We start from the raw sequence: 25,508 nt of genomic DNA, 5'->3' as shown, positions 1-25,508 counted from the left end.
GTAATTTTATGCAAACTAATCGGATTCAACCTGTACTGCTGCCAATTTTATCGCCAGTAGTAGCGATCGCATCCGCCCTCATCGTTGGTGCTATCCTCATCTTGCTGGCAAAGGCGAACCCCATCACCGCCTACGGCATTCTCTTTAAAGAATCTCTCGCAGATTACTACGGCTTTGCTAATACAATCGCCAAAACCGCACCCTTATTATTAGCGAGTTTGGGGGTGCTGGTGCCTTTGAAGGCGGGTTTGTTTAATATTGGCGCTGAAGGGCAAATTTACATGGGGGGACTCGGTAGCGCCTTGGTGGGGTTGTATCTGCAAGGATTACCCGCATTGATTCACGTACCCCTGGCGCTGCTGGGGGGATTTTTATTAGGGGGAGTGTGGGGATTAATTCCGGGTTATCTGAAAGCAGTGCGCGGTGTCAATGAAGTGATTACCACGCTGTTACTCAACTACGTGGCGCTGAACTTTGTCGGATATCTGGTAAATAATCCCTTAAAGGCACCAGGTGCGCCGAGTGCTTATTCAGCGCTCATTGCCGAATCCGCCCGATTACCCATCATTCTGCCCCAAACTCAAGCTCATGCAGGGATTTTTATCGGTTTACTCGCTACAGGAATATTGTGGGTATTGCTGACGCGATCGCCTTTAGGATACCAAATTGAAGCCGTCGGGCAAAATCCCACAGCCGCCCGTTACGCCGGGATGTCGGTAGAACGCACCATCATCGCTGTAATGGGATTTGCTGGAGGATTAGCGGGATTAGCGGGTGCAGGCGAAGTCATGGGTCTAAAATATCGATTATTTGACCGTTTTTCACCGGGGTATGGATTTGACGCGATCGCGATCGCTCTCCTCAGTCGTGGTAATCTCGCCGGTATCGTCCTTACTTCCCTATTCTTCGGTATCCTCCGCAGCGGCGCAAACGTCATGCAACGCAGCGCCAACGTTCCCGTCACCGTCGTTTACGCCATCCAGGGTTTAACCGTTTTGTTCATTGCGATTAGTTTTGCAGTTGAACGTCAAATTAAGCTAAAGAGTTAATTTTTAATTATCTGTAAACTGGTAGCGTGAAGTGAAAAATACTGCCCTTATCGAGATTTGAGTCTACCCAAATCTGCCCATAATGCGCCCGAATAATCCGCTGGCATAAGCCAAGACCAATCCCATACCCGTCTCTTTCTTGATCTCGCTCTAGGCGATAGCGATCTTCAAAGATGCGCTCTTGATTCTCCGCAGGGATACCAAAACCCGTGTCGCCAACGCTCACCTGAATTTTCTGAGTCGTGCGGTGCAGCATTGCAACTTGAATCTTGCCACCTTCCGGCGTGTACTTAATCGCGTTATCCAGAAGGTTGACTATCACTTGGCGCACCCGTTCTTCATCCGCATAGACATAGGGCAAATCCTGGGGAATATCGGTTTCCAAAGATTGAGATTTCCCCTGACACCGAGCTTTCAGTGAATTAATGACCTCATGACAAAGTGCCCCCAAGTCCAACTTATGCGGTTGAATATGCAATTGGGCACTCGTACCCCTGGCGGCTTGCAGAATATCTGCGATCATCCGATCCATCACGCGGATTTGGGTACGAGCCTGCTTGCTTAACTGCTCGGTCAGTGCTGGTGTTAGCTTGGCGTGTCTGTTGCTATTGTTTGAATTTAAGCTTAATTCCAAGGTTTCCATTGCTAGAGAGGCGGCTGTGAGGGGACTCCGCAGGTCGTGAGCTAACATAGCGAGTACCCGGTCTTTGAACTGTAGCTGCTCTAGCAGTTCTTCTTTTTCTTTCTTGAGGCGAAAAATTTCGTCAGACAGTTGAATCAGTTCTGCGGAATGAGCAACAGACCGAATCGCTGAGGTTTCTGCGGTGGTCGGTGAATCTGTCTCCCGGTCCTGTGCTAAAGTCTCCTGATATTCTTCGGCACACAGCTGCCAGCGAGGCCAACAATTCTTCAATTGAGCGATCAAATTACTCCCAGCTAGCGTCTGTCGGGGTTCCGGATGAATCTTGATCAAAGCTGGGGTTGCCACCAGTTTAAAGTGTTCGGCTAAATACGGCTGCTCTCCGACCTCGACCATCTGAAGTTCAAAAGGAACCTCGGTCTTTAAGCTCTCCAGATACGTTTGGATTTGCTGGATCTGTTTACGCGAACTCGGACGTTCATCGACAAACAGCAGTAGCTGTAGCGATGCTTCAGAATGGGTAGGTTTTTCAAGAGCTGCCTTTATGTAATCTGGTTTCAGCACTGGGAACCAACCGATGACACTTTAATTCTTAGGGGTATTGACTGAGAGTGGACGAGAAGCGAAGATCCGCTTTCAATTTAATATCTATTTAACATTTATAAACGATTGTGAGTGATGTTGTTGAAATTACACAAGCAGCCAGCGTTACGGATGGTGATGGGTGCAGCGATCGCATTTTTTTTGTTTGCTCTCTTTTTGACCCTGCATCGGCACTTCACCTTTTATTCCTCCTACGATCAAGGCATCTTTAACCAAGTCTTCTGGAACGGCATTCACGGTCGCTTCTTTCAGAGTTCTCTTTCCTCGCAGCTTTCTACCAACGTCGTTCACAATGGCGAAGTCCCAGAAGTTTTTTATCACCGCTTAGGGCAACACTTCACCCCAGCCCTTTTGCTGTGGCTACCCTTGTATGCCCTATTTCCGTCACCCGCAACGCTCACTGTTTTACAAGTTACGCTCGTAACCGCTGCCGGTTTGGTTCTATACGTCCTTGCTCGACAGCATCTGGAACCGGGGATTTCTGCCCTAATTACTATCAGTTTTTACGGCGCTAACGCCGTTCTTGGCCCTACCTTAGCTAATTTCCACGATATTTGCCAAATTCCCCTCTTTACCTTTGGATTGCTCCTGGCAATGGAAAAGCGCTGGTGGTGGCTATTTTGGGTGCTGGCGGTTTTGATTTTGGCGGTTCGGGAAGATTCGGGCGTGAGTCTGTTTAGTATCGGGTTTTACATGGTTCTGAGCAAACGCTATCCCAAGGCGGGTCTTGCGGTCTGTACTCTCAGTTTTGCTTACATGATTGTCCTCACCAATCTGATCATGCCGCTGTTCTCCGAGGATATTTCTCAGCGGTTTATGATGGAGCGGTTTGGGCAATATGCGGATGGCGAAGAAGCTTCTACCCTGGAAATTATCTGGGGAATGGTAAGTAACCCTTGGCGGCTTATCGTCGAGCTGTTTTCACCCTTCTTTGGCACGATTAAGTATTTATTAGGTCAATGGTTGCCCCTGGCTTTTGTGCCAGCAATTTCTCCTGCTTCTTGGATGGTAGCGGGATTTCCCCTCTTGAAACTTTTATTAGGTAAAGGACAGTCGGTTCTCGCCATTAATATTCGCTATGCGATGACAATCGTGCCGGGGCTATTTTACGGGGCGATTCTCTGGTGGGCAGGGCAAAGCGACTTTAGAATTTGGATAAGAGATTTTAAAGGGGGGCGAAAAGCTCAGACATCAGACATTGGTGAGGCTGAGGTGCAACCTCATCATCCCAAATCAGTATCGCGGTCGTTTCGGCGCTTTTGGGTTATCTGCCTCTGCCTTTCAGTATTTTTTACATTCACCTCTAACCCCAATCGAACTTTTTACTTTTTGATTCCAGATTCTATTCAACCTTTGGTTTACGTCCCCGTAACGCGGCAGTGGGAACATGTTAGCCAAGTTCGCCCTTTATTGGCTCAGATTCCGCGTGACGCCAGTGTAGCGACTACCACCCATCTCGTTCCCCATCTTTCGGGTCGCCGCGAAATCATCCGCTTTCCGTCTTTGCAACTCCGCAATGATGCTGGTGAAGTGGTGAATGTGGATTACATTATTGCTGATTTGTGGCAAGCGCAGCAGTATCAAGCTGCGTTCAACGAAGAACGGGGATTATTGCAACAGAGTGTTCCCGCGATCGATCGGCTGTCTGGTAGTGGGGAGTACGGCATCATTGACTTCAAAGATGGCGTTATTTTAATGCAAAAGGGAGTTGCCTCAAACGCGCAAGCGATCGCGGCTTGGCAGGCATTTCGCCAACAGATTTCTCTAACTTAAATTCGTCTTTTGTCCCATCTAGCGGCAGACTATGCGATCGCACGTACCGAGCAATTCCTTATCAGCACGGCAACATCCGCATTCCCACGGAAGTCAGAGATGTTCCCAAATGGCAATATAGATGGCAAATAATGCTTTCTTTTTCACTATTAAACCAATGGGGAAGAGCATCGTTCTGGGGTGCTTAATTAATCTGAGAATTATTGTGGAAAAACCGGATAGGCAATTGAAGTGTCTTTTAGAGTTTATTTAGGGGAAAACTTTGTTCTTGAAATGTCTATTCGCAGTACCTCAAGAGCTAGCGGTAGGCTGAAAGCGATTGAGGTATAGAGCCAGAAAAAGGATAAATTCTTGGCTTCACATTTCATAATTTATTCTTTTCTTACTTCTTATTGTATTAACTGTTTATCCCTCAAATAAAAGCAACAATAGAAATAGATTGAGTGTTTATGTTTGCTCAGGGTTAAAAGATTATTTAAATCTATCACACCCTCATTGTCCCAACTAGGAGACTATAATTTTTAGAACTATGTCGATCTGTAGCGATTTGTAACTGAATTGAGGGGATTGGGGGAAATGAAGATTCTAGTCCTGACTTGGGAATTTCCGCCGCGCATTGTCGGAGGAATTGCCCGCCATGTAGGGGAGTTATATCCAGAACTGATAAAACTAGGCCATGAAGTCCACTTGCTAACAGTGGAGTTTGGTCACGCGCCGCTGTACGAGGTGGTAGATGGCGTCCACGTGCATCGGGTGCCAGTGGGCTACGGTTATGATTTCTTTCACTGGGTCGTGAATTTGAACCAGAGCATGGGGATTCATGGCGGGAAGCTGATGATGGAAGATGGCCCGTTCGATTTGATCCATGCCCACGATTGGTTGGTGGGAGATGCCGCGATCGCTCTCAAGCACAATTTTAAAGTGCCGCTGATTACTACGATTCACGCCACAGAATTTGGTCGTTACAACGGCATCTACAACGACGACCACCGCTACATTAGCGGCAAAGAAAAACTTCTCGCCTATAACTCTTGGCGGATTATTGTTTGTACCAACTATATGCGCCAAGAAGGAGAACGAGCGCTAGAAACTCCTTGGGACAAAATGGATGTGATTTACAACGGCATCCGACCGGAAAAGAAACCACGCTGGCACGAGTTTGATGCGTTGAACTTCCGTCGTCAGTTTGCCGACGATCGGGAGAAAATTGTTTACTATGTAGGTCGAATGTCCCACGAAAAGGGCGTTTCCGTGTTGTTGAATGCTGCCCCGAAAGTCCTTTGGGAAATGGGGGGTAATGTCAAATTTGTGATTATTGGCGGCGGCAATACTGACCCCTTGAAGCAGCAAGCTTGGAATTTAGGCATTTGGGACGACTGCTATTTCACCGGCTTTATGTCAGATGCTGACCTAGATAAATTCCAAACCGTTGCTGACTGCGCCGTATTTCCCAGCCTCTACGAACCTTTTGGCATTGTTGCCCTAGAAAGCTTTGCCGCCCGCGTGCCCGTTGTGGTATCAGACACGGGGGGTTTACCGGAAGTCGTGCAACACACGAAGACTGGGGTTGTTACCCAGACGAACAACTGGGATTCTCTCGCCTGGGGCATTTTAGAAGTGCTAAAAAATCCAGGTTACGCCAAGTGGCTAGTTGACAACGCTTATGAAGATTTAGAGCGTCGGTTCAGCTGGTCGAAGATAGCGAAACAAACTGAAGCAGTTTATCAAAGAGTGGTGCAAGAGCGATCGCACACTCACTGGGCTTAATCATCATTGGACTTAATCAAAAGTTGAAGGTTTGTTCTTCGTTCCCAAACTTAGCCAGAGAACCAGAATTTGGATACTCTGGATCGCAACTATCGCTAAAATTCAACAATTCCAGCCATCCGAAGCTGACCGGCTTGATTTGCCTGCCAGACTTTCCCGCTGGTTCCATCCAGGCAAATCAGCCAACCTTCATCGTAAACTCAGGTATCGATACAGACAGATGGCGTAACCGAGATTGACTGGCACGCTACTTCTTTGGCTGGTGTGTCCGCCAGCAACCATCGTTTTGCCAGACGTTCCCAAGAACAACATAAACTCAGGTTGTTCGGATAGCGGTAGGGGAATGTCGCCAATGGCAGGAATCCCGATTCGGCAATCAATCCTTCAGAAGCAGCTGACGTCGGTGAGCGTGCAACAGCTGAAACTCCCGCCCCGTCACTTGCTCCAACATCAAGACGATATGCTCCGGTTTTAGTACAGTTCCATCATTTTGACAACTGCCCAAATAGCGCAGAACAACGCCTTCTGCCGCTTTTTCTTGGCAGACTAATGGGATATTGCCCTTCGCTTCGCTGGCGCGTCTTTGAGGCTCATTGACCTCCAATTCAAACAAGCGATCGCGCAGATTTATCTGTTTCTTCTTCCCAGACTTCGTCGTTTGCTCAATTAAAATGCTCTCAGTGGCTTTAATCGCCTCTACCCAGCTTTGCCACTCCTCTGGTGACGCAGACTCAACCGCTGCCACCGCAATCAAATACTCGGCTTTTTCCAACAACTGAGTCGCGGAAGGAGCCTTCAAATCAACATCTGCCACCCGATAAACCGGGATATCAGACGGCAACTGGGCAGCTAACTTCTCCTGGAATGTCGCCACATCCATCGCCTGGGTTAGCTCAAAGTCCACAATTTCACCTTCACTGGTTGATCCCAATGACAGCGCACTCGCTGGAGAAATGCGGGGACTGGGATGAAACCCGCCCGTAAAAGCAACTGGCAATGCCGCCCGACGCACAGCACGGTCAAACAGGCGCACCAAATCTAGATGACTCACCAGCGCCATATCGCCCAGCTTACCCAACCAAACCCGCAACCGCTGCACCCTATCTGTATTCGGCGTGAAGTGTCCGGCAAATTCTGGAATCGGCAGCGGCTTGATAACAATATTGTGCCCAAAGTCAGACCCGCAAATGCCACAGTGAGAACAGCCTTCAAACGAGCAATCCGGCACTATCGCAGCTTCTAAAGCCCGTTTCAGGTCAGCGATTAGCCAGTTCTTATCAATTCCCGTATCGATATGATCCCAAGGCAACGGCGCATCGAATTGGGGATTGGGAATTGCGGATTGGGAATCGTCAATGGGTAGCGGTTGATTCCGATTCTCCACCCAGTTCCATTCGCCATTTTCAACAAGGCGGTATTTCCAGGTTAAGCCGGATTCTGCGATCGCGTCTCCCCAAGCCGCAAAAGCCCGCTCCACACTATCAAACCAGGCATCCATCCCCGCACCCAGTTCCCAAGCACGACGCAGCACTGATGCCAGACGCCTATCGCCCCGTCCAATAAAATCTTCCATCGCCGAAAGTCGCACATCGGTGAAGTTTACCTTCACCCCCCTCATCCCGCGAAACTCGTCGCGGAGAAGTTTCTGCTTCTGTTGAAACTCAGTTGTAGAGACAGAGTGCCACTGGAAAGGCGTGTGAGGCTTCGGCGTAAAGTTAGAAATCGTCAGGTTGAAATGCAGACGCTTTCTGCCTTCAGTCCGACATTCTTGGTGTAGCCAACGGATAGTTTCGGCAATGCCGACCACATCTACATCCGTCTCTCCAGGCAGACCAATCATAAAATACAGCTTAATTTTTTCCCAGCCCTGCTCGTAGGCGGTTTTCACCCCTCGCAGCAATTCTGCGTTCGTCAACCCCTTGTTGATAATGTCCCGCATCCGCTGGGTTCCCGCTTCCGGCGCGAAAGTCAGCCCACTTTGTCGCGTCCCGCCCAGAATATTCGCGATATCTTCATCAAATCGGTCTACCCGTTGACTGGGTAAAGAGAGGGAAATATTTTCATCTTTGAGGCGATTTTTGATTTCCATCCCCACCGCCGGTAGAGATAGATAATCCGAACAACTCAAGGAGAGTAGGGAAAACTCGTTATATCCCGTCGCCCGCATTCCCTTTTCAATTGCCTCTACGACTTCCTGCGGTTCCACATCCCGCGCCGGACGAGTCAGCATTCCAGGCTGGCAGAAGCGACAACCGCGAGTACAGCCGCGCCGCACTTCAATGGTCAGTCGGTCGTGGACTGTCTCTACATAAGGCACTAGCCCGATGGAATAAGCTGGCAGGGGGGCAGCAACTCGCCGTAAAATCCGCTGGGGTACATCCGGGCGATTGGGATGGACTGAGCCATCTTCTGCCATGTCGTAGAACTGCGGCACATATACGCCTGGTACTTGTGCCAAATTCAGCAATAGTTGTTCTCGACTGAGGTGAGCTTTTTTGGCTTTTTCCACTACCCAGCCAATTTCTGGCAGCACTTCCTCGCCATCTCCCAGAGCCAAGAAATCGAAAAAGTCTGCGTAAGGTTCGGGATTCGAGGTTGCGGTCTGTCCCCCAGCAAAAATCAGGGGATAATTCCAGAGAAAATCTTCACTTTCCCCTGCGTCTGTGCTGGTGAGCCTTTCTCGCCACGTCAGAGGAATCCCGGCTAAATCAAGCATTTCCAGGATATTGGTGGCTCCTAGCTCGTAGCTGAGACTAAAGCCCAAAATGTCAAAATCTGTAAGACTTCGCCGCGATTCCACGGCAAAAAGGGGCGTCTGTGTTTCTCGGAGTTTCGCCGCTAAATCTGGGGCTGGTAGATATGCGCGATCGCACAGCTGCCCCAATTGAGCATTCAATATGTTGTAGAGAATAATATGCCCAAGATTCGATGCACCCACTTCATAGATTTCTGGGTAGGTCAGAACCCACCGTACTGCCGCCGCTTCCCAAGGTTTGTGGACGGCTCCTAGCTCGTTTCCCAAATAACGAGCTGGTTTCTGTATCTCTGCTGTAAGTAGTTTCTCGACTGCGATCGCCACTGCAAAACGCTCCCTGCTTCCAGTGCCTCAGATTCAACCCTAGCACCAATTCAGGATTAGCACTCAGCAACAGCGCTCAACCTCTCAGTTTTTCCTTTAGAAGTATTTCCTTGTTCCTATACCCCAATGTTTGCTTCCAAGGCGGCAGGACTTTCTAAAATTTCAAAGACTCCGTCAAGTTGAGCCAGTTCAAAAATCATCCGAATGGAGGGCGACACTGAAGAGAGGCTAAACCGCCGTCCTAGACTGTGTGCTAAACGGTGAGCCGAAACAAACGCCATCAAGCCAGCACTATCGAGGAACTCTACTTGCGCCATATCAACTAGCACAATGGATTGATCGGGTGAAGAAACAGCTGCTGTCAGTTGACCTTGGAACTCAACCGCATTCGATGCATTGATATGACCTTGGGGGCGAATAACTGCAACGTTGGGGCGAACTAGCGTATTTTGCATGACAATATCCTGTTTCAACTCTAAACAAAAATTTGTGTAATAGCTTCGACAATAAACGGTAAATATGATATTGCCTACCCCCTTTTAGGTAATTTGCTAAATCTTCATTAGTTACCTCCTTTTATATAAAGTTTTCAATAAGATTGCCTGAGAACGTGTTCTTTAATACGGACTTTCTAGAAGTTCTATATTAAGAAAATTCTTCTATCCATCTTTTACAATCGCTGCATCTAACCAAAGACAGATGTATTCTTTGTATAATCCTATGCGAAGCGCATTTCTGCAAGGCAGGGGCTTAGGTCTTCAAACAGACATCTGCGGCTATTCTTCACACGATTAAAACTCATCAACGATAATATTATTGCTATAAAGCATCAACTCCGAAGCTTCATGGAGTTGTCGGAAATTATTTAAAAAATCAGCGGCAATTGGGGCGAAACTCACAGTGATTTAGATCACTTTACAGTCTACTTTTAGATCACTGGTTCATCTATATATTCAAACGATAATTTTTAAATGCGGAGTTCTATCGGTTTTTATGAGAACTACATACGCGATTCGTCAACTGGTAGAAAAAGCTCTCTATATTAAGAAATTAACTCCAGATATAGAGAACGAAATAAATTATGAATTGACCAGAATGGGTCACATTTCTGACGTTGATTATGAGGCACTGGAATTACTCATGTCAGAGATGGATGCCGGTCGGATTCAACTGGTACCTAGTGCATGAAAGACATTAAAAATTTAAGGCAGATTTAGTCGATGGCACGAGACAATACTTGTGCCGTTGGAATCTTTGTAAACCAATCTCTCATCCGTTTGACTCACCTGGCGGTCAACTGTCTAATTGTTTGCACTTGCTCTTTTTTTCAGTTGTTAAATCGTCGTGCAGTTTGCCAAACGTTTAGAAAAGACCCCGTCCTACCTATTTGCCAAGATTAATCGCAAGCAGCATGAAACGGTCGCCAAAGGGTGGACATCATCAACAGTGGAGTTGGCGCTCCAGACCGCCCGACGCCAGCACATATTGTCCAGACGATGCATGAGGCGATTAACGAGCTTTCGACTCATAACTATCCCCCCGATCGGAGAACTAAAGAATACCGCAAAGCTGCTGCGGATTGGATGGAACGCCGCTTGGGTGTCGCTGGCTTAAATATAGAATTTCAAAGTTTATCTAAGTCTTACAAGATGACCGCCGGGTGGGTTGGTTTTGTTGTGGGGAATCCTACCGAAATTAAGGGACTGGGACAAGTTAAAACCAATGTAGATTCTGGCATTTTTAAGGCAATTCAACGAGCAGCGATCGCTGCCTATGAAATCTCACAAGAAGAACGCCAAGCGGTGATTTCAGTTTACCAAAACAGTCGTAATATCATCGTTGACGGATTGCAATCTTTAGGATGGCCCATTGAGTCTCCCAAAGCAACCCTCTCTATTTGGGTACCCGTTCCCAAAGGTTATACTTCAACGGAATTTGTCACCCTGTTACTGGAGAAATGCGGTCCGATCGTGCCCCCTGGAAACGGGTCTGGTGCTGCTGGGGAAAGCTTTTTTCGGATTGCTCTCACCGTGGCAGATGAACGGATGCACGAAGCGATTCAAAGCATCAGAGATGCTGAAATTCGCTACGAAGCCTGAAAATCACTCTGATTGGCTTGCCAAACTTGGCGGACAAACCAACTGAGTTGCCGATGGGCCTCAGAGGCGTCTGCTGTCGCATCTGGGGCGTCCAGTTGCATTAACAGGGGAATCACCTCGGTATCCAGTGCTGGTCGAAACAACGTTACAGGCCATACTAAATCGGCACCCTGACGCAAATCGTACAGCGTTGGTAACACGTTGGCATTATCGTCTGAAACGATAGTAAGCATCAAAGGACGCACCCAGCATATCTGCCGTGAATCGACAACTTGTATCACGTCAGCGTACAGACGAGTATTTTCATGGTCTAAACAAACAATCTGACAAGGCTGAAAGTTAGGGGCGGAACCGCTTGAGGCTTGCTTCACAATCAAGAATGGCTAGTGCGAGTTGCTTCTTTATTGTACGAAGTTGGTTGGGTGGTCTCAGAAGCACCGGCGCTTATAAATCGCGGCTATACAAACGAAACCCGCCGTCGCGGGTTAAGAGGGCGATCGCTTTGACTTTAGTTCGGTTGATTTACCTCTGAAGGTGATGAGAAAGCCGAACCGTTATACAAGCAAGCATTGGAAATGCGAAAACGCCTGTATGGAGAGAAGCACCCTGATGTAGCTAAAACCCTCAACCACCTAGCTTAGCTCTGCGAATTTCAAGAGCGATATGATAAGGCTGACACCTTTTACAACCAAGTTTTAGAGATTTTAAGGGCTGCTTAGGGACAGAGCATCCAAGAACCATTAAGGTGCGTAAAAAGCTGGAACGTTGCCACTCCTATGCAGATGAGCGATCGCTTCAAAATTCAATAGAAACAACTGAGGATTAAATCAGCTGTTATGGAAGAACTATTAGACCTGAAAGAATTACTGCTAAAGGGTGACATCCAAGGATCGTTAGCGATTGTAGAAGAAGCCTACTTGAATGCTATTGATGAGGCTTCCCTAGAGGTAGAAGAAGGACGTTATGAGCTAGAAGAATTAGAACAACTCATTAATAAAAAAGAGATTCTAAATCGTGCCTTGGCTTTAATCTTACCGCCAGCGTAAAGTCGTCTGGAAGTCAGAATGATACTAAAAATTTTATAAAAAAGAAAAAGATTGAGTGCGATCGCACTATTCCCTCTTCTCTTTGCGTCCTTTGGGTTTTTGCGATTCGTAAATCGAATTAGAAAATTCTAAGCCTGCCGCAGGGCATCGATAATTTGGATGTTCGCTTTGGGAAAGGGAAACTGATCGATTTCGTCCAGTGTCACCCAGCGGATTTCATCGGATTCGATCGGTTGAGGAATGCCTGTGAGGTGGCGACAGTGATGGACGTTGAGGGTGACGCGGAAGTGGGTATAGGTGTGGTCAATGGTGATGAGATGTTTGCCCACTTCAATTTCAATGCCCAATTCCTCCTGAATTTCTCTTTTAATGCATTCCTCGACGGTTTCACCAGGCTCTAATTTGCCGCCAGGGAATTCCCAAAGACCGCCCAGAAGACCGTTCTGGGGTCTACGATCGATAAGAATTTCTTTCTGCTCGTTCCAGATAACGGCAACGCCAATATTTTTGTGGGGGATGGGGGAGGAGGTTTCGCGCATGGGTAAAGTTGACTGAATATTCAAATTGTATGCGCGACAGTGGGACATCCAGGGACATCTGTTGCAGGCTGGGTTGTGGGGAGTGCAGATAGTGGCTCCCAAATCCATCAGCGCCTGATTAAAATCTCTGGGCTGTTCGGGGTCGAGGAGGCTCTCTGAGAGCTGCCAGAGCGGTTTTGTTGCTTTTGTTGGTGGCATTGGCAATGCTACCAGCCGCGCTAAAACCCGCTTGACGTTGCCATCTAGAATCGCCACGGGTTGATTGAAGGCGGCGCTGAGGATACCCCCGGCGGTGGTGCGTCCAATCCCGGATAAAGCTAAAACGTCTGATAGGTGGGTAGGAAAAATTCCGTTGTGACGTTGGATAATTTCCTGAGAGGCTTTGTGCAGATTACGGGCACGGGCGTAGTAACCGAGTCCCTGCCAAGCTTTGAGGACTTGCTGCAAGTCAGCAGCGGCGAGGGTTTCAATTGTGGGAAATTGGGCTAACCACCGCTGGTAGTAAGGAATAACTGTTTTTACCTGGGTCTGCTGGAGCATGATTTCCGATACCCAGATGGCGTAGGGGTCGGGGTGGTGACGCCAGGGGAGGTCTCGACCGTTTTGGGAGTACCAGGCTAGAAGCGATCGCCTAAACTCCAAAATAGCAGAACTCGGCAGACTGACTTCCCAGTCTGCCGAGCCGCTTTGTTGCTGCAATTGCAGTACAATCATCGGAACTGGCGCTGATGCCGCTCAATTTGCCTATTCAGCATCAGATACATTGACTTCAGTAGCACCTGTCAAGGCATTTTCAAAGGTCATTCTTTGTTCGGCGTTCCGCAAGAAATAGCCGCTAATCATCGCCGAAGCCAGCATACGCCCTAAGTTTTCACGATTGGTGGTGATCGTTACACCAAAATGTTCTGGTGGTAGATGCCCCAACAGCCCGACAATATTGCGTTCCATCACCTGAAACACTTCCTGAGAAGCGGGTTTGGAAAGCTGAGTAATCGTCTCTGGACTCATGGATTGGACGTATTGCCAAAGCAAGTTGCCGCCTTCCGACTCACCTTCAAAGAACTCTGAGACTCGATTTGACGGGTTGTTCACTTTGTTTCTCCGTACTTTCTAGAGGCAGCTACTCTCAAATCCTTGTACCAGGGTAGATCGCTGCTCAATACTTGTTCTATCGATCGACTCGGAAACTAGCTCCGAGAGTTGTAAATCCTTCTAATACCCTTAATTTAGCAGGCTCCTTCCGGGGTCACAGTGGGCAGAACCGAACTTTAAACGGCGGATTCTTTTACCTTTATTAAGTGCTGAGAAAGTTCATACTCAAAACTTAAAACTGGCTACTCAGTCCTCAGTCCTCAGCCCTAACTCCTCAGCCCTGACTCCTAATCCCTGACTCCTCAGTCCTCAGCCCTCAGTCCTCAGTCCTAACTCCTCAGTCCTAACTCCTCAATTAGCTAGCCGCAATATATTCCCGCATATCGGCTTTGCGCTTGCGAAGCTTGGAGAGGGCTTCCCGTTCGATTTGCCGTACTCGTTCCCGACTGATGTTGAGAAGTTCGCCAATTTTTGCCAACGTCATGGCTTGTCCATCGGCTAAACCAAACCGCAGCGCTAATACCTCGCGTTGTTGAGGCGTTAAGTCTGACATTAGTTTTTCTAAGTCAACTTGGAGGGAAGATTGAGTTGCGAAGTCTTCTGGGGAAGGGCCGGTGTCTTCCAGTAGTTCTACCAGTTCTGTATCCTGATTATCTCCGACACGCAGATCCAAAGAAAGGGGCTGACGCGCCCGCTCTAGGTACTCCCGAACTTGCTTGGGGGTCAATTCTAGTTCGGCGGCGAGTTCGCCGACTGTAGCAGCTCGTCCCAGGTTTTGAGCAAGTTGGCGCTGAGCTTTCTTAATTTTGTTGAGTTTTTCGGTGATGTGAATGGGGAGGCGAATGGTGCGTCCTTTTTCTGCGATCGCGCGAGTAATCGCCTGCCGAATCCACCAATAAGCATAAGTGGAAAATCGGTAGCCTTTGGTGGGATCAAATTTTTCGACGCCCCGTTGCATTCCCATTGTGCCTTCCTGGATCAAGTCCAAGAGGTCTACGTTACGTTTGATGTACTTTTTGGCAACCGAGACGACGAGCCGCAAGTTGGCTTCGACCATCTTGCGCTTGGCGATTTCACCCACTGCGATCGCCTGCTGTAACTCTTTCTCTGACAACCCAGTTGAAGAAGCCCACGCCTCGTCGGTTGGCTCGTGTCCTAACTGCAACAAGAGTGAATTTTTTACTTCCTGCAAGGTAGCTAAGCGCTGTACTTGTTTTCCATAAAGGATTTCCTGCTCGTGAGTAAGCAGGGGAACGCGCCCAATTTCTCGCAAGTAAGCACGGACGGTATCTGTAGAGGTCTGAGCAGTTTTCATAGCGCTGAGTCTTGAATCAGAGCGATAATTTAAAGCGATCGCAATTGTAAACTATTGTAACCTTTCTGAAAGATGCTGTGTCTATCCCAAGAGGGGGGTTCCCGTGCCGTTTCCTTCAACATCAGCTAGTAAAAGGGTACCCACGAATCCATCGGATAATTGCATCTTGAGAAACAAAATGAGAAAAATCTTGCAGATGCTTACTGACACTCAGCGACATTGATAGGTGGGGGTAGGACGATGCTCGCGGCACCTTGGTCTCCAGGAAAAAGTATTACGAAGCGTTAGCAACTCCAATTGAGCAATTGCTCTCATCAGTGAGGGACGCGATCGCGGTATTACATTATTGCACCAGGTCTGAGAGCGAAAAGCCGAAAAATAGGGATTTTCTTAAGCAAAAGGATGACTTTCTGGGCGCAAAGTGCCAGAAAACCTGGTAATCGCAGTTTGAGGAGAATCCGGTCTGTCTATTCCGCTTGGAAAACTTGGGAGAAACGACTGAGATTGATTTTGCAGAGTATATTAAATTGGCAGCTTGCTCAAGAGGCTGCGATCGCCATCGCCTTATACCATTTTGGATTTTAGATTATAGAAGACGAGCTAGCGATAGCGAAGCGCTGACTTGTCAGTTCGCGTCTGAAGCCAGCAGCCACTTCCAACAATTGATTGGCGGCGGCCTTTAGGTAAAATCGTATCCGGCTTGCTCTTTGCTCATTATTCCCTAAACCGATGACTCAAACCGTCTGGATTGCAAGACACGCCAACCGCCTCGACTTCGTGAACCCCGACTGGTTTTTAACCGCCGAACGTCCCTACGATCCACCCCTGTCTGAGGACGGCGTAGAGCAAGCCAAACAACTAGCGCAGCGCCTGAAGGGAGAAAAGATTGCCCATATTTTTGCCTCACCCTTTCTGCGAACGGTACAAACGGCGCACCAAGTTGCACAAGTGCTGAATTTACCCATCAAACTTGAGTCTGGCTTAAGCGAATGGTTAAATCCTCACTGGATGCCAGCGATGCCTGAAAGAATGTCAATGGAAGCATTGCACGAGCAATTTCCCCAAATTGACCTCAGTTACACTTCTCGCGTAATCGCGAATTATCCCGAAACTGGGGAAGAAGTAATGGAACGCTCTGGGGAAGTCGCAAGACGCCTTGCATCTGAGTTTTCCGAAGATATCTTATTGGTGGGTCACGGTGCATCAGTGCTGGGTGCAACTCTCGGTATCCGGGGGGGTACAGCCGAAACTGAAGTAAACGCCGCGCTGTGTTGTTTGGTTAAGCTGGTGCGCGATGGTGAAGAATGGGTGATGGAACTCAATGGAGATGTTTCTCACTTGAGTCAAACTGAAAAAGTCATCCGGTTTAATTAAGGTCATGGGATTGTTATTAGCAGGGGATATCGGGGGTACTAAGACGATTCTGCGCTTGGTAGAAGCGTCTGATTCTGGGGAATTATTGCAAACTCTGTATGAGGAGATTTTCCCCAGTGGCAATTTTCCCGATTTAGTGCCAATGGTGCGGCAGTTTTTGACGGCGGCGGCGGAACAACTAGGCGAGACGCCGAAACCGGAAAAAGCGTGTTTTGCGATCGCGGGTCCTGTTGTCAACAACACCTCTATCCTGACAAATCTATCTTGGTCGCTTGATAGCAAACGGCTGGAGCAACAACTGGGAATCGCTGCGGTTGGTTTAATCAACGATTTCGCCGCAGTTGGCTATGGTGTCTTGGGTTTAACTGAATCAGACTTGTACACTTTGCAAGCTGGCAAGCATCAGGAAGACGCCCCGATTGGCGTGATTGGTGCGGGTACCGGCTTAGGACAAGGGTTTTTAATCCGCTTAGCATCCAACGCCCATAAAGTTTTCCCCTCGGAAGGCGGACACGCTGACTTTGCACCTCGCTCGGAGTTAGAATTTCAGCTGTTGAAATATCTGCTCGATAAGCACAATATTCAGCGAATTTCAGTCGAGCGAGTGGTTTCCGGTCTAGGCATCGTCTCAATTTACCAGTTCCTAAGAGATCGGAAAATTGCTGAGGAATCGTCAGAAATTGGGCAGATGATTAGAAACTGGGAACAAGAGATCGGGCAGAAAGACAAGACGATCGATCCCGCTGCGATTATTGGTAAAGCTGCTTTGGAAAAGCGCGATCGCTTGTGCGAACAAACGATGCAAATCTTTGTGGAAGCTTACGGTGCCGAAGCCGGGAATCTTGCCATCAAACTATTACCTTATGGCGGTCTTTACGTTGCTGGTGGCATCGCCGCCAAAATTCTGCCGTTGATTCAAGAAGGCAGTTTCCTCCATGCCTTTCTGAACAAAGGTCGCGTGAGTCCGTTACTCGAAAGAATGCCGGTGCATATTGTGCTAAATCCGCGAGTGGGACTGATTGGAGCCGCCGTCTGTGCTGCTAGATTGTAGCCAGTGTCAATAATGGGAAACGCTTTCGGATTGCCAAGAGGGGATACTTTGGCGTCTTTACAAATTTGCTGTACCGAAAGCGTTTAAATTACTTAAAAATCAAATCTAGCCGCTGCTGGGCGTTTTTGAGTGCTTCCTGGGGCGAACTTTTGCCGAGTAAGACAGATTCCAGCGCTCTGCCGACATTTTCGGAAACCCGATTATAACCCGTGAAGATAGGACGCGATCGCCCATACTTTGCCTGCTCTAAAAACACTTTCACCGCCGGTTGTTCGGCGACAAAGGCTTGATATTTGGCACTTTGCCGCGCCTTCAGATTTACGGGTAGGTAGCCGGTACCGAGTGCCCATTCGGTCTGAAATTCCTCTCCCGCAACATATTCAGCAAACGTCCATGCCGCTTTTTCTCGGTCTGGGGTTGTTTTTAAAATAAACAGATTCTCGCCCCCCGTCGCCGTAGCTTGTTCTTTTTGTGCTGGGATGGGGAAAACGCCAAAATCAACGCCAGTGGCTTTCAGTTGCCCCAGCGTCCAAGGGCCAGTCAGTTGCATTGCGACCTTTCCGGCAAGGAAGTTATCGGTTTCATAGCCTCGTTCTGGTAGAGACAGAATGGTTGAGCCGTCTTCAATTAAATTGCGCCAAAATTGAAGGGCAGCGATCGCGCCTTGATTGTTGGCTAAAGCGATCGCAGAAGCTTCTTGCCCTTGAGCATTTCCCAACTCACCGCCGCCACTCCACATAAATGGCAACCAAAGGAATACTGCAAATTCTCCCTTTCCTAAGGGCAAAAACATCCCGTGTTGGTCGATGCGCTTGTCGCTATTTGTATCGCGGGTTAAAGTACGAGCAACTTGCCGCAATTCGTCCCAAGTTTTGGGCAACTCGGTGATTCCCGCTGCCTTAAACAAACTGGGACGATAAAAAACTCCGACATTATTCGTCCCAAACGGCACCGACCAAGTATGACCCGCGTACTGCATTGATTCAAACAACGCGGGGTCAATTTCGTCGCGGACGGGGGATTGCGCCAGCCAATTTTCCATAGGCGCGATCGCATCCAATTCTACTAACTGACCCGTCAGGGTTGCGTTAAACCACAACAGATCCGGCGGCGCATTTCCCACTACCGCTGCCAAAATCTTCGGTAACTGCTGATCCGCTTGTCCCACATAAAGGGATTCCACCTGAATCTTCGGATGCGCCTGATTGAACTTGTCCACCAGCGACTGCAACACATCCCGATTCGGCGGCGGATTCACCCCTTGCCACAACGTCAGTCGGATGACATCCGCGGCTTCCGAACGCCCCGACTGTAGCTGACATCCTGCCAATCCTAACAGAACAATGCTTAATAGCAACCCCCGGCTCAAAAAACTCCACAGTTTTTGGAAAAAATTACTAGACCCGTTAAATCCAACTGACATAATTGAATGCCCAATTTTGAACCGAAACAGCTTTAAAATACTCATCATCAGCGACTAAAAGCCATCTTTTTGCTTAAAAACAATTGGTTTTTGCAAATATTTTTTACACTTATAATTTTCTTGCTTAAACTAAAACATCTGCTTGATTGATTTAAAGTAAAGCTTTAGCTATTGGCTACGCAGGGTATAGAAACAAGATTAAGAGGATGTCTGAGAAGTGTCAAAAGTTGATTTTATCCTCCCAGTCCCCCTTAAAAAGAAGGGATAAGTTTCTCAAAGACCCCCAATTTATCGGGAGATTTAGGGGGATCTCTACCGTTTAAGCATCTCGATTATGACTTTTCAGGCATCCTCCTAAGCAGACAGGCTTGGTATGAAGTACGGTTGATTTTTGTTTATCCTATGTTTGGACGATCGTATAAATAATTTCAGTCTATGGCTGGACATAGTAAGTGGGCAAATATTAAGCGTCAGAAGGCGAGAGTGGATGCAGTGAAGGGCAAAACCTTCACCCAGCTAGCTCGCGCGATTATTGTGGCAGCTCGCAGTGGTATACCCGACCCAGCAGGTAATTTTCAACTCCGCACGGCGATTGATAAGGCGAAGGCGGCTGGGATTCCGAATGAGAATATTGAACGAGCGATCGCGAAAGGTGCAGGGACTTGGGGAGCGGATGGCGCTCAGCTAGAAGAAATTCGCTACGAAGGTTATGGTTCCGGCGGCGTGGCGATTTTGGTGGAAGCGCTCACCGATAATCGCAATCGTACCGCCGCTGATTTGAGAGCGGCTTTTAGCAAAAATGGCGGGAATCTCGGTGAAACAGGCTGCGTCTCGTGGATGTTTGAGCAGAAAGGTGTCTGTATCCTGCAAGGAGTGGTTGACGAAGAGGAGCTATTGGAATCGTCCCTGGAAGGGGGTGCTGAGTCCTACGAACTGACACAGGAGGAGGATACGGAGGGAGCCGACGTGTTTACCTCTGTGGCAAATTTGGAGAACCTAGAGCGAACCTTAAAGGAGAAAGGCTTTAAAGTCACCGAGGTGGAACTGCGCTGGATTCCTAACAATACGGTGGAAGTTGGCGATTCACAGCAGGCGCGATCGCTCCTCAAATTAATTGACACCTTGGAAGGACTCGATGATGTGCAAAACGTTACCGCTAACTTCGAGATGGCGGATGAGCTGATGTCTCTGAGTTTAGTGAATGGCTAATTGATGGGAATTCTGTTTTCCCTGCCTTAAGAGCGATCGCGTGTATCTACATCTGTCTTCAGGCGCGATCGCTATCTCTGTCTTAAGCGAGGTTAATCTCCGGTCGCCAGCTTATTAAATCTTAATATTGAGGCAAAACGAACTTGTTTCAGCGGCTCAGTTCCCTGAGCTGTCATTAAAGCAAAACAATCGGAGATTCATAAATGACATTTACTACCAACGACACCAGCAAACAAGCCTTACAAAAGTTTCAGGGCTTTGATGTAGATACTCAGCTTGCCATCCTGTGGTTCGGCTACCTCGACATCAAAGACCAACTGACACCAGCAAATGCCACTTCTGCCCAAGAAGAAGCTGCCGCCTTGTACCATGCAATCCTGGCAATGCCCAAGGAAGAACAGCTACAGGCGCAACGCGACATCGCTTCACGAGCCGATACTGATATTAGCCGTGCCTATAAAGCTGTAAGTTCTAGCTCTAAGCTGGATGTGTGGCTGCGGTTGGCACAAGGCATGGACAAAGGTGAAATCATTACGGTGCCTTCTGACTATCAACTGCCCGAAGAAACCAACGATTTTGTTGCTCAAATCAAGCAACTGGACTTTGAAGAGCGGATTAATTTCACCCGCAGTGCTGTAATCGAAATGGGTGCTAAGTAGTCTGAAGTTGTGCCCTTTGAGAGTATGAAATCAGTCTTAAACATTGCACCGATTTTCAAAACATCTCTTCTAGAGACCGCTAATAAGAAAGAGGAAGCTACTTCAGATGCCTAACCTTTAGCAAGCTTCCTCGTTATGCATCCCCCACTAAGTGCAAAGCAATTAGTGGGGTAATTTTTTATTCTACCAAACTGCATCCAGAGCATCGGTGTGTTGTCCTCTCCCTAACCCAATACTTGTTGGCGTCCAAAAACCGAATTCCCAGCCACCAAGGGCAAGGAAAGAGCCTGGGGATTCGGTTGTTTACTAGACATCGCGCTTCTCAACTTGATTGCTCCATGTGTTCGCGTCACAATAGTAAATATTCTTATTGTTTTGACTAATTTTGTTAACAATGGCGCTGGAACAGACCGTTCAAACAATTTCGTCGCCGCAGACATCGGCAGCCCAGCAAGGCTTTGACTACGACTTAGCAATTGTGGGCGGTGGAATTATTGGGGCAACTCTCGCTTGTGCCTTAAAAGATTCTGGGCTGCGGGTAGCGTTAATTGAGCGATCGCCCCAGTCTGCTGCTGTTGCCATCGGACGCGCTTATGCCATCTCCCTCATGTCGGGGCGCATTTTCGAGGGTATGGGGGTTTGGGATAAAATACTGCCTCAAATCAATGCATTTCAACAAATTCGCTTATCTGACGCCGATTATCCCGGCATCGTGCAATTTTCTCCCCAAGATTTAGGGACAGAAAGGCTAGGGTATGGGGCGGAACATCGGGTGCTGCTGACGGCTTTGCAGGATAGCTTGAGAGATTGCCCGAATGTGTCTTGGTTGTGTCCGGCGGAAGTGGTAAGTGCAGACTATCAAGCTGACGCGGTAGAGATCGAAATTGCTGTCAGAGGGGAGATCCCCCACTCTAAAATTCAATCTTCTCAAGCCTCGGAGATCCCCCCCAATCCCCCCTCAAACAGCGGGGGCGATCAGGGGAAGCAAACATCCAAAATCAGAACGCGCTTGCTGGTAGCGGCGGATGGGGCGCGATCGCCCATCCGCGAAGCCGCTGGTATCCGCACCCAAGGATGGCATTACTGGCAATCCTGTGTGGTGGCAACGATTAAACCAGAAAAACCCCACCAGAATATCGCCTACGAACGCTTTTGGCCGAGTGGCCCGATGGGGGTTCTACCGCTACCGGGGAACCGCTGCCAAGTTGTTTGGACTGCCCCGCATACAGAAGCGAAAGCTTTGAAGGAAATTGACGAAAAAGAGTTTTTGGCGGAACTGGAACGACGCACTGCTGGACTGTTGGGGCGTCTAGAACTAGAAGGCGATCGCTATGTTTTCCCGGTGCAATTGATGCAAAGCGATCGCTACACGCTTCCCCGACTCGCCCTGATTGGCGATGCTGCCCATTGTTGCCATCCGGTAGCGGGACAAGGCATGAATTTGGGGATTCGGGATGCAGCAGCGATCGCTCAAGTTTTAAAATCTGCCCATAATTTAGGGGAAGATATCGGGGATATACAGGTACTTAAACGTTACGAACGCTGGCGTAAACAAGAAAACCTAACAATTTTAGGCTTTACCGATTTCTTAGATCGGATGTTTTCTAATAATTGGTTGCCAGTGGTAGCAATTCGCCGCTTGGGTTTATGGATGCTGCGGCGAATTCGTCCCGTTAAGACCTTTGCTTTGCAGCTAATGACAGGGCTTAGAGGGCGTCATCCGGAACTGGCTTCTCGGTAAAAATGACCTCTGGTTGAAAAGGACGTACCTCGGCTTGATTGCCATTCGAGATTCCAGTGGTCAAATTCTTTGCTGCTTGAATGATATCGGACGGCATCATAATCACTGTCGTCGTATTATTTTCTGCCCCAATTTCTGTCAGCATTTGTAGGCGTCGCAGCTCTAATACAGCGGGGTTTTTCATAATCATTTGAGAAGCTTCGGCTAACTTAATTGAAGCTTCCTGTTCTGCCGCTGCTTTAATGAGCCTGGCTCGTTTTTCTCGAATAGCTTCCGCTTCTTTTGCCATTGCCCGTTGCATCGCTAGGGGAATTTCCACGTCTTTCATTTCCACCCGTTCAATCACAATCCCCCAAGGTTCTGTGATTTCATCGACTATTTCTTGGACTTTGGTGTTAATCTTATCGCGGCTTTGTAAGACATCATCCAGGATATTTTGACCAACCACATTCCGTAAAGTCGTCAATGCGATTTGGTAAACCGCCATATTGTAATCTTCAACCCGATTGATAGCCTTTGACGGGTCAAGAATTCGGTAATAAAGAACAGCATTTACTTTAATCGTCACGCTGTCCGCCGTAACAGTTTCTTGGGGTTCAATATTCACCGTTTTGGTACGGACATCGATCTGCATTTTTTGATCGATCCAGGGAATAATCCAATACATCCCTGGCCCCATAACGCCCTTTGTTCTACCCAGTCGAAAGATGACGCCGCGTTCGTATTCTCGATCTAGTTTAAGTCCAGAAGCTGCTAGAACGAAAAAGAAAACTAAAAGTGTGCCTAGAGTGGTGCCCATATTTGGCAAAAGGAAATCGTTACTAAGCCCATTCTAGACTCGCTGACAGAGTTATAGCAGGATACCGATTACCAGCCGGATCTGGCAAACCAAAGCAGCAGTATGGATGCCACGCTAAGAGTAATAAATTGCAAAACAATTATTTGAACTAACCACCGAATTGTTAAGATAATTTTCATAACCTTCTCCTCACTTATAACTGGCTGAAAAATCGCGGATGTCTCCAATATTAGCGATTGATTAATGGAGACTTGTGATGAAAGGGTTGCCCAAATGTGACAACTTTTGTCCAGGTTTGTGATGATTGTCACTTCCGCCTCTTCTCAGCCACTGAATTTGGCTGTGTCGAAAACAGGAATTCCCAAAAGCAGGAGCGTTTCGGCATAGACCTTCCTGCGAACAATCCTTCCCGTACGCTACCACTGCATTATCACAATTTTCTTTTTTAGCACGATGGTTGCCTTTTCCCCTAATCCCCTAATCATCATGGATTTATGAGGAATTCTAAGTAAAATAAAATCTGGCGAACCGGATTGGTCTTGCCTGGTTGCAGCCATATTACCGATTCGTCAACTTGCTTAGTATAGATTGCGAGTTTTTCCAGAGAATTCCATACTTTTTTAAGGAATATACTCATCTGACAGACTTATGGAATCAAAACTCGCTATCAGAAAGCCTCCCGTCCGCCACCGCTGGTTTGAGAGATTGATGGCAATCATTGCCACGATCAACTTTGCTTTTGTGTTGTTTGATCTCAGTTACATACCCTGGCGTGATTTCTACCTTCGGGAAATTTCCAGTCTCATTCAGGTGTACGATCCAATTAAAGGAATTGAACCGCATCGAGAAACACAAGCTTATCTCAATCGGGTGAACGAACTGGAACAGCAAGTGATGCAGACTGGGCTAGAGTCAGCAGAGGTAGAAAGCTTGCTACAGGACTTGCGTAGCCGCAGTAATGAAATGATTGAAGATAATCCATTTGCGCTGGCGAAGAAAAGCGGTGCTTTAGAAAAAATTAAGAATCAAGTGCGCGATCGCGTGGGTAAGGAATCTGCACATCAAGCCTTTAATGAATTTTGGAGTCAAGCTTATCTTTCCCAAGCCGGTTGGCAGCAAGAACTCAACTTCTTTAATACAGAAACTCGCCCTTTGATTCAGACTAACTACTATCGCAGTTTGGGAATCAATGGAAAATTTTTTGATGAATTTTGGTTGCTTGACTTACCGTTTACAATTTTATTCGCTCTAGAATTTTTGGTTCGCACTTTCTATATCAGACGCCAATATCCTAACTTTAGCTGGCTACAGGGAATGCTGCGGCGATGGTATGACCTGTTTTTGCTGCTACCCTTGTGGCGGTGGCTGCGAGTCATTCCGGTAATGGTTCGCCTCTATCAATCTGAATTACTAAATTTTGAGCCTGTACGGCAGCAAATTAACCATGATTTTGTAGCTAACTTCGCTGAAGAATTGACTGAAATTATGGGGATACAGGTAATTAACCAAATGCAAGGAGCGATTCAACGCGGCGATCTCGCACGCAGGCTGTTTCATCCGGGGAATAGCCGCCCCTATATTAATATCAATAACACTAATGAGGTGCAAGCGATCGCAACTCGCCTAATTAACCTCAGTGTCCATAATGTTCTCCCCCAAATTCAGCCTGATTTAGAAGCTTTAGTACATCACAGTCTAGAAAGTAGTCTCAAGCAATTTCCGGTTTTTCAGCAATTCCAAAATGTTCCGGGTTTGAGCCGTTTACCTAGCCAGATTAGTGAAAATCTCGCTAAAAATTTATCTCAAACTGCTTACAGCAACGCCCTGAAAGCAGTTGAAGATCCAGTCGGGACAGAATTAACGACTCGGTTAATTGATAACTTTGGAAAAGCTTTAGAGGTGGAATTACAGAAAAAAGACAACTTTAAGGAAATCGAATCTTTACTTGTAGATATGTTAGAAGAAATCAAAATTAACTACGTCAAAGGCATTGCCGAAGCCGGAATGGATAAAATCTTAGATGAAGTGGAACAATTGCACCAAATTGTTCGGCGATAGATTAAGAATTTACCAGTTTTTTTCAAACTTAGGCTGGAATGAGCTAGGGATACGGTATTGCCGTATCCCGGAGAGTGGCATCTACGCAACTCAGATGTTGCTATATTTCTTATCTTCTCTCCGGAAAACGAGGGAATAGAGAGAGAAGGGAAGGGAGAAATCCTATTTGCGATGCTTAAAGAGAGGATAGAA

Annotated in this window: 23 protein-coding genes and 2 pseudogenes; 14 read left to right on the top strand and 11 right to left on the bottom strand. The window is 47.6% G+C overall.

Features of this window, described 5'->3' with window-relative positions; genetic code table 11:
- The first annotated feature begins 8 nt into the window (after positions 1-8).
- Positions 9-1,049: an ABC transporter permease gene (locus tag NDI33_RS00460; RefSeq protein WP_190678113.1), complete on the top strand. Its 1,041-nt coding sequence runs from the start codon at positions 9-11 to the stop codon at positions 1,047-1,049.
- A gap of 7 nt (positions 1,050-1,056) precedes the next feature.
- Here NDI33_RS00460 and NDI33_RS00455 read toward each other — a convergent pair whose 3' ends face one another.
- Positions 1,057-2,253: a histidine kinase gene (locus NDI33_RS00455; RefSeq protein ID WP_190412155.1), complete on the bottom strand. Its 1,197-nt coding sequence runs from the start codon at positions 2,251-2,253 to the stop codon at positions 1,057-1,059.
- Positions 2,254-2,367: 114 nt separating this feature from the next.
- On the opposite strand from NDI33_RS00455, the gene NDI33_RS00450 reads away from it, so the two are divergent.
- Positions 2,368-4,065 carry a DUF2079 domain-containing protein gene (locus tag NDI33_RS00450; protein WP_190678108.1) on the top strand — a complete coding sequence of 566 codons (1,698 nt, stop codon included), beginning with the start codon at positions 2,368-2,370 and terminating at the stop codon, positions 4,063-4,065.
- Positions 4,066-4,641: 576 nt separating this feature from the next.
- Entirely contained in the window at positions 4,642-5,832 is a 1,191-nt protein-coding gene (locus NDI33_RS00445; RefSeq protein WP_190536477.1) for a glycosyltransferase family 4 protein, read from the top strand.
- Between the two features lie 16 nt (positions 5,833-5,848).
- Here NDI33_RS00445 and NDI33_RS00440 read toward each other — a convergent pair whose 3' ends face one another.
- The 4 genes and pseudogenes from NDI33_RS00440 to NDI33_RS00425 form a co-directional block, all read right to left on the bottom strand.
- A complete protein-coding gene (locus NDI33_RS00440; protein ID WP_190436125.1) occupies positions 5,849-6,001 on the bottom strand; it encodes a hypothetical protein in 153 nt (50 codons plus the stop codon).
- Positions 5,928-6,126 (bottom strand): annotated as a pseudogene (locus NDI33_RS00435) (serine/threonine protein phosphatase); the annotation flags it as partial. The pseudogene NDI33_RS00435 and the gene NDI33_RS00440, both read right to left, overlap by 74 nt.
- 82 nt (positions 6,127-6,208) lie before the next feature.
- Positions 6,209-8,911, bottom strand: a complete 2,703-nt coding sequence (locus NDI33_RS00430; RefSeq protein WP_190678105.1) for a TIGR03960 family B12-binding radical SAM protein — start codon at positions 8,909-8,911, stop codon at positions 6,209-6,211.
- Between the two features lie 116 nt (positions 8,912-9,027).
- Positions 9,028-9,366, bottom strand: a complete 339-nt coding sequence (locus NDI33_RS00425) for an STAS domain-containing protein (protein WP_190429570.1) — start codon at positions 9,364-9,366, stop codon at positions 9,028-9,030.
- Positions 9,367-9,904: 538 nt separating this feature from the next.
- On the opposite strand from NDI33_RS00425, the gene NDI33_RS00420 reads away from it, so the two are divergent.
- Positions 9,905-10,099 (top strand): hypothetical protein, encoded by a 195-nt coding sequence (locus NDI33_RS00420; RefSeq protein ID WP_190412161.1) that lies wholly within the window; start codon positions 9,905-9,907, stop codon positions 10,097-10,099.
- A gap of 156 nt (positions 10,100-10,255) precedes the next feature.
- Positions 10,256-11,010, top strand: a pseudogene (locus NDI33_RS00415) (aminotransferase class I/II-fold pyridoxal phosphate-dependent enzyme).
- Here NDI33_RS00415 and NDI33_RS00410 read toward each other — a convergent pair.
- Positions 10,998-11,381, bottom strand: a complete 384-nt coding sequence (locus NDI33_RS00410; RefSeq protein ID WP_190412162.1) for a hypothetical protein — start codon at positions 11,379-11,381, stop codon at positions 10,998-11,000. The pseudogene NDI33_RS00415 and the gene NDI33_RS00410 sit on opposite strands and share 13 nt — an antisense overlap.
- On the opposite strand from NDI33_RS00410, the gene NDI33_RS00405 reads away from it, so the two are divergent.
- The 3 genes from NDI33_RS00405 (at position 11,373) to NDI33_RS00395 (ending at position 12,056) form a co-directional block, all read left to right on the top strand.
- Positions 11,373-11,516 carry a hypothetical protein gene (locus tag NDI33_RS00405; protein WP_190678102.1) on the top strand — a complete coding sequence of 48 codons (144 nt, stop codon included), beginning with the start codon at positions 11,373-11,375 and terminating at the stop codon, positions 11,514-11,516. The genes NDI33_RS00410 and NDI33_RS00405 overlap by 9 nt on opposite strands.
- A gap of 63 nt (positions 11,517-11,579) precedes the next feature.
- Positions 11,580-11,651 carry a hypothetical protein gene (locus NDI33_RS00400; protein WP_190678563.1) on the top strand — a complete coding sequence of 24 codons (72 nt, stop codon included), beginning with the start codon at positions 11,580-11,582 and terminating at the stop codon, positions 11,649-11,651.
- Between the two features lie 195 nt (positions 11,652-11,846).
- Positions 11,847-12,056 carry a hypothetical protein gene (locus NDI33_RS00395; protein WP_190678100.1) on the top strand — a complete coding sequence of 70 codons (210 nt, stop codon included), beginning with the start codon at positions 11,847-11,849 and terminating at the stop codon, positions 12,054-12,056.
- Between the two features lie 128 nt (positions 12,057-12,184).
- Here NDI33_RS00395 and mutY read toward each other — a convergent pair whose 3' ends face one another.
- The 3 genes from mutY to NDI33_RS00380 all read right to left on the bottom strand — a co-directional run bounded on the left by mutY (position 12,185) and on the right by NDI33_RS00380 (position 15,002).
- Positions 12,185-13,309 carry an A/G-specific adenine glycosylase gene (mutY, locus tag NDI33_RS00390; protein WP_190678098.1) on the bottom strand — a complete coding sequence of 375 codons (1,125 nt, stop codon included), beginning with the start codon at positions 13,307-13,309 and terminating at the stop codon, positions 12,185-12,187.
- 30 nt (positions 13,310-13,339) lie between these two features.
- Entirely contained in the window at positions 13,340-13,687 is a 348-nt protein-coding gene (locus tag NDI33_RS00385; RefSeq protein WP_190412166.1) for a DUF760 domain-containing protein, read from the bottom strand.
- 355 nt (positions 13,688-14,042) lie between these two features.
- Positions 14,043-15,002 carry an RNA polymerase sigma factor, RpoD/SigA family gene (locus tag NDI33_RS00380; RefSeq protein ID WP_190412167.1) on the bottom strand — a complete coding sequence of 320 codons (960 nt, stop codon included), beginning with the start codon at positions 15,000-15,002 and terminating at the stop codon, positions 14,043-14,045.
- A gap of 729 nt (positions 15,003-15,731) precedes the next feature.
- On the opposite strand from NDI33_RS00380, the gene NDI33_RS00375 reads away from it, so the two are divergent.
- On the top strand, positions 15,732-16,376 hold the full coding sequence (locus NDI33_RS00375) for a histidine phosphatase family protein (protein ID WP_190436114.1): 645 nt from the start codon (positions 15,732-15,734) through the stop codon (positions 16,374-16,376).
- A 4-nt stretch (positions 16,377-16,380) separates the two neighbouring features.
- On the top strand, positions 16,381-17,427 hold the full coding sequence (locus NDI33_RS00370) for a glucokinase (RefSeq protein ID WP_190436112.1): 1,047 nt from the start codon (positions 16,381-16,383) through the stop codon (positions 17,425-17,427).
- 88 nt (positions 17,428-17,515) lie between these two features.
- On the opposite strand, the gene NDI33_RS00365 is transcribed toward NDI33_RS00370, so the two are convergent.
- On the bottom strand, positions 17,516-18,850 hold the full coding sequence (locus NDI33_RS00365) for an ABC transporter substrate-binding protein (RefSeq protein WP_190678095.1): 1,335 nt from the start codon (positions 18,848-18,850) through the stop codon (positions 17,516-17,518).
- A 435-nt stretch (positions 18,851-19,285) separates the two neighbouring features.
- Here NDI33_RS00365 and NDI33_RS00360 point away from each other — a divergent pair, with 435 nt between their 5' ends.
- From NDI33_RS00360 to NDI33_RS00350, 3 genes are all read left to right on the top strand, one after another.
- Complete coding sequence (locus NDI33_RS00360) at positions 19,286-20,059, top strand: YebC/PmpR family DNA-binding transcriptional regulator (RefSeq protein ID WP_190412171.1); 774 nt, start codon at positions 19,286-19,288, stop codon at positions 20,057-20,059.
- A 203-nt stretch (positions 20,060-20,262) separates the two neighbouring features.
- Positions 20,263-20,718, top strand: a complete 456-nt coding sequence (locus tag NDI33_RS00355) for an orange carotenoid protein N-terminal domain-containing protein (protein WP_190412172.1) — start codon at positions 20,263-20,265, stop codon at positions 20,716-20,718.
- A gap of 394 nt (positions 20,719-21,112) precedes the next feature.
- A complete protein-coding gene (locus tag NDI33_RS00350; RefSeq protein WP_190678092.1) occupies positions 21,113-22,459 on the top strand; it encodes an FAD-dependent hydroxylase in 1,347 nt (448 codons plus the stop codon).
- On the opposite strand, the gene NDI33_RS00345 is transcribed toward NDI33_RS00350, so the two are convergent.
- Complete coding sequence (locus NDI33_RS00345; RefSeq protein WP_190429825.1) at positions 22,425-23,258, bottom strand: slipin family protein; 834 nt, start codon at positions 23,256-23,258, stop codon at positions 22,425-22,427. The genes NDI33_RS00350 and NDI33_RS00345 overlap by 35 nt on opposite strands.
- Positions 23,259-23,906: 648 nt before the next feature.
- On the opposite strand from NDI33_RS00345, the gene NDI33_RS00340 reads away from it, so the two are divergent.
- Positions 23,907-25,316: a hypothetical protein gene (locus NDI33_RS00340; protein WP_190678089.1), complete on the top strand. Its 1,410-nt coding sequence runs from the start codon at positions 23,907-23,909 to the stop codon at positions 25,314-25,316.
- Positions 25,317-25,508 lie beyond the last annotated feature (192 nt).

The organism is Trichocoleus sp. DQ-A1 (assembly GCF_039961955.1).
Classification (GTDB): Bacteria; Cyanobacteriota; Cyanobacteriia; order Cyanobacteriales; family FACHB-T130; genus FACHB-T130.
This window is presented reverse-complemented; position numbering and strand designations above follow the sequence as displayed.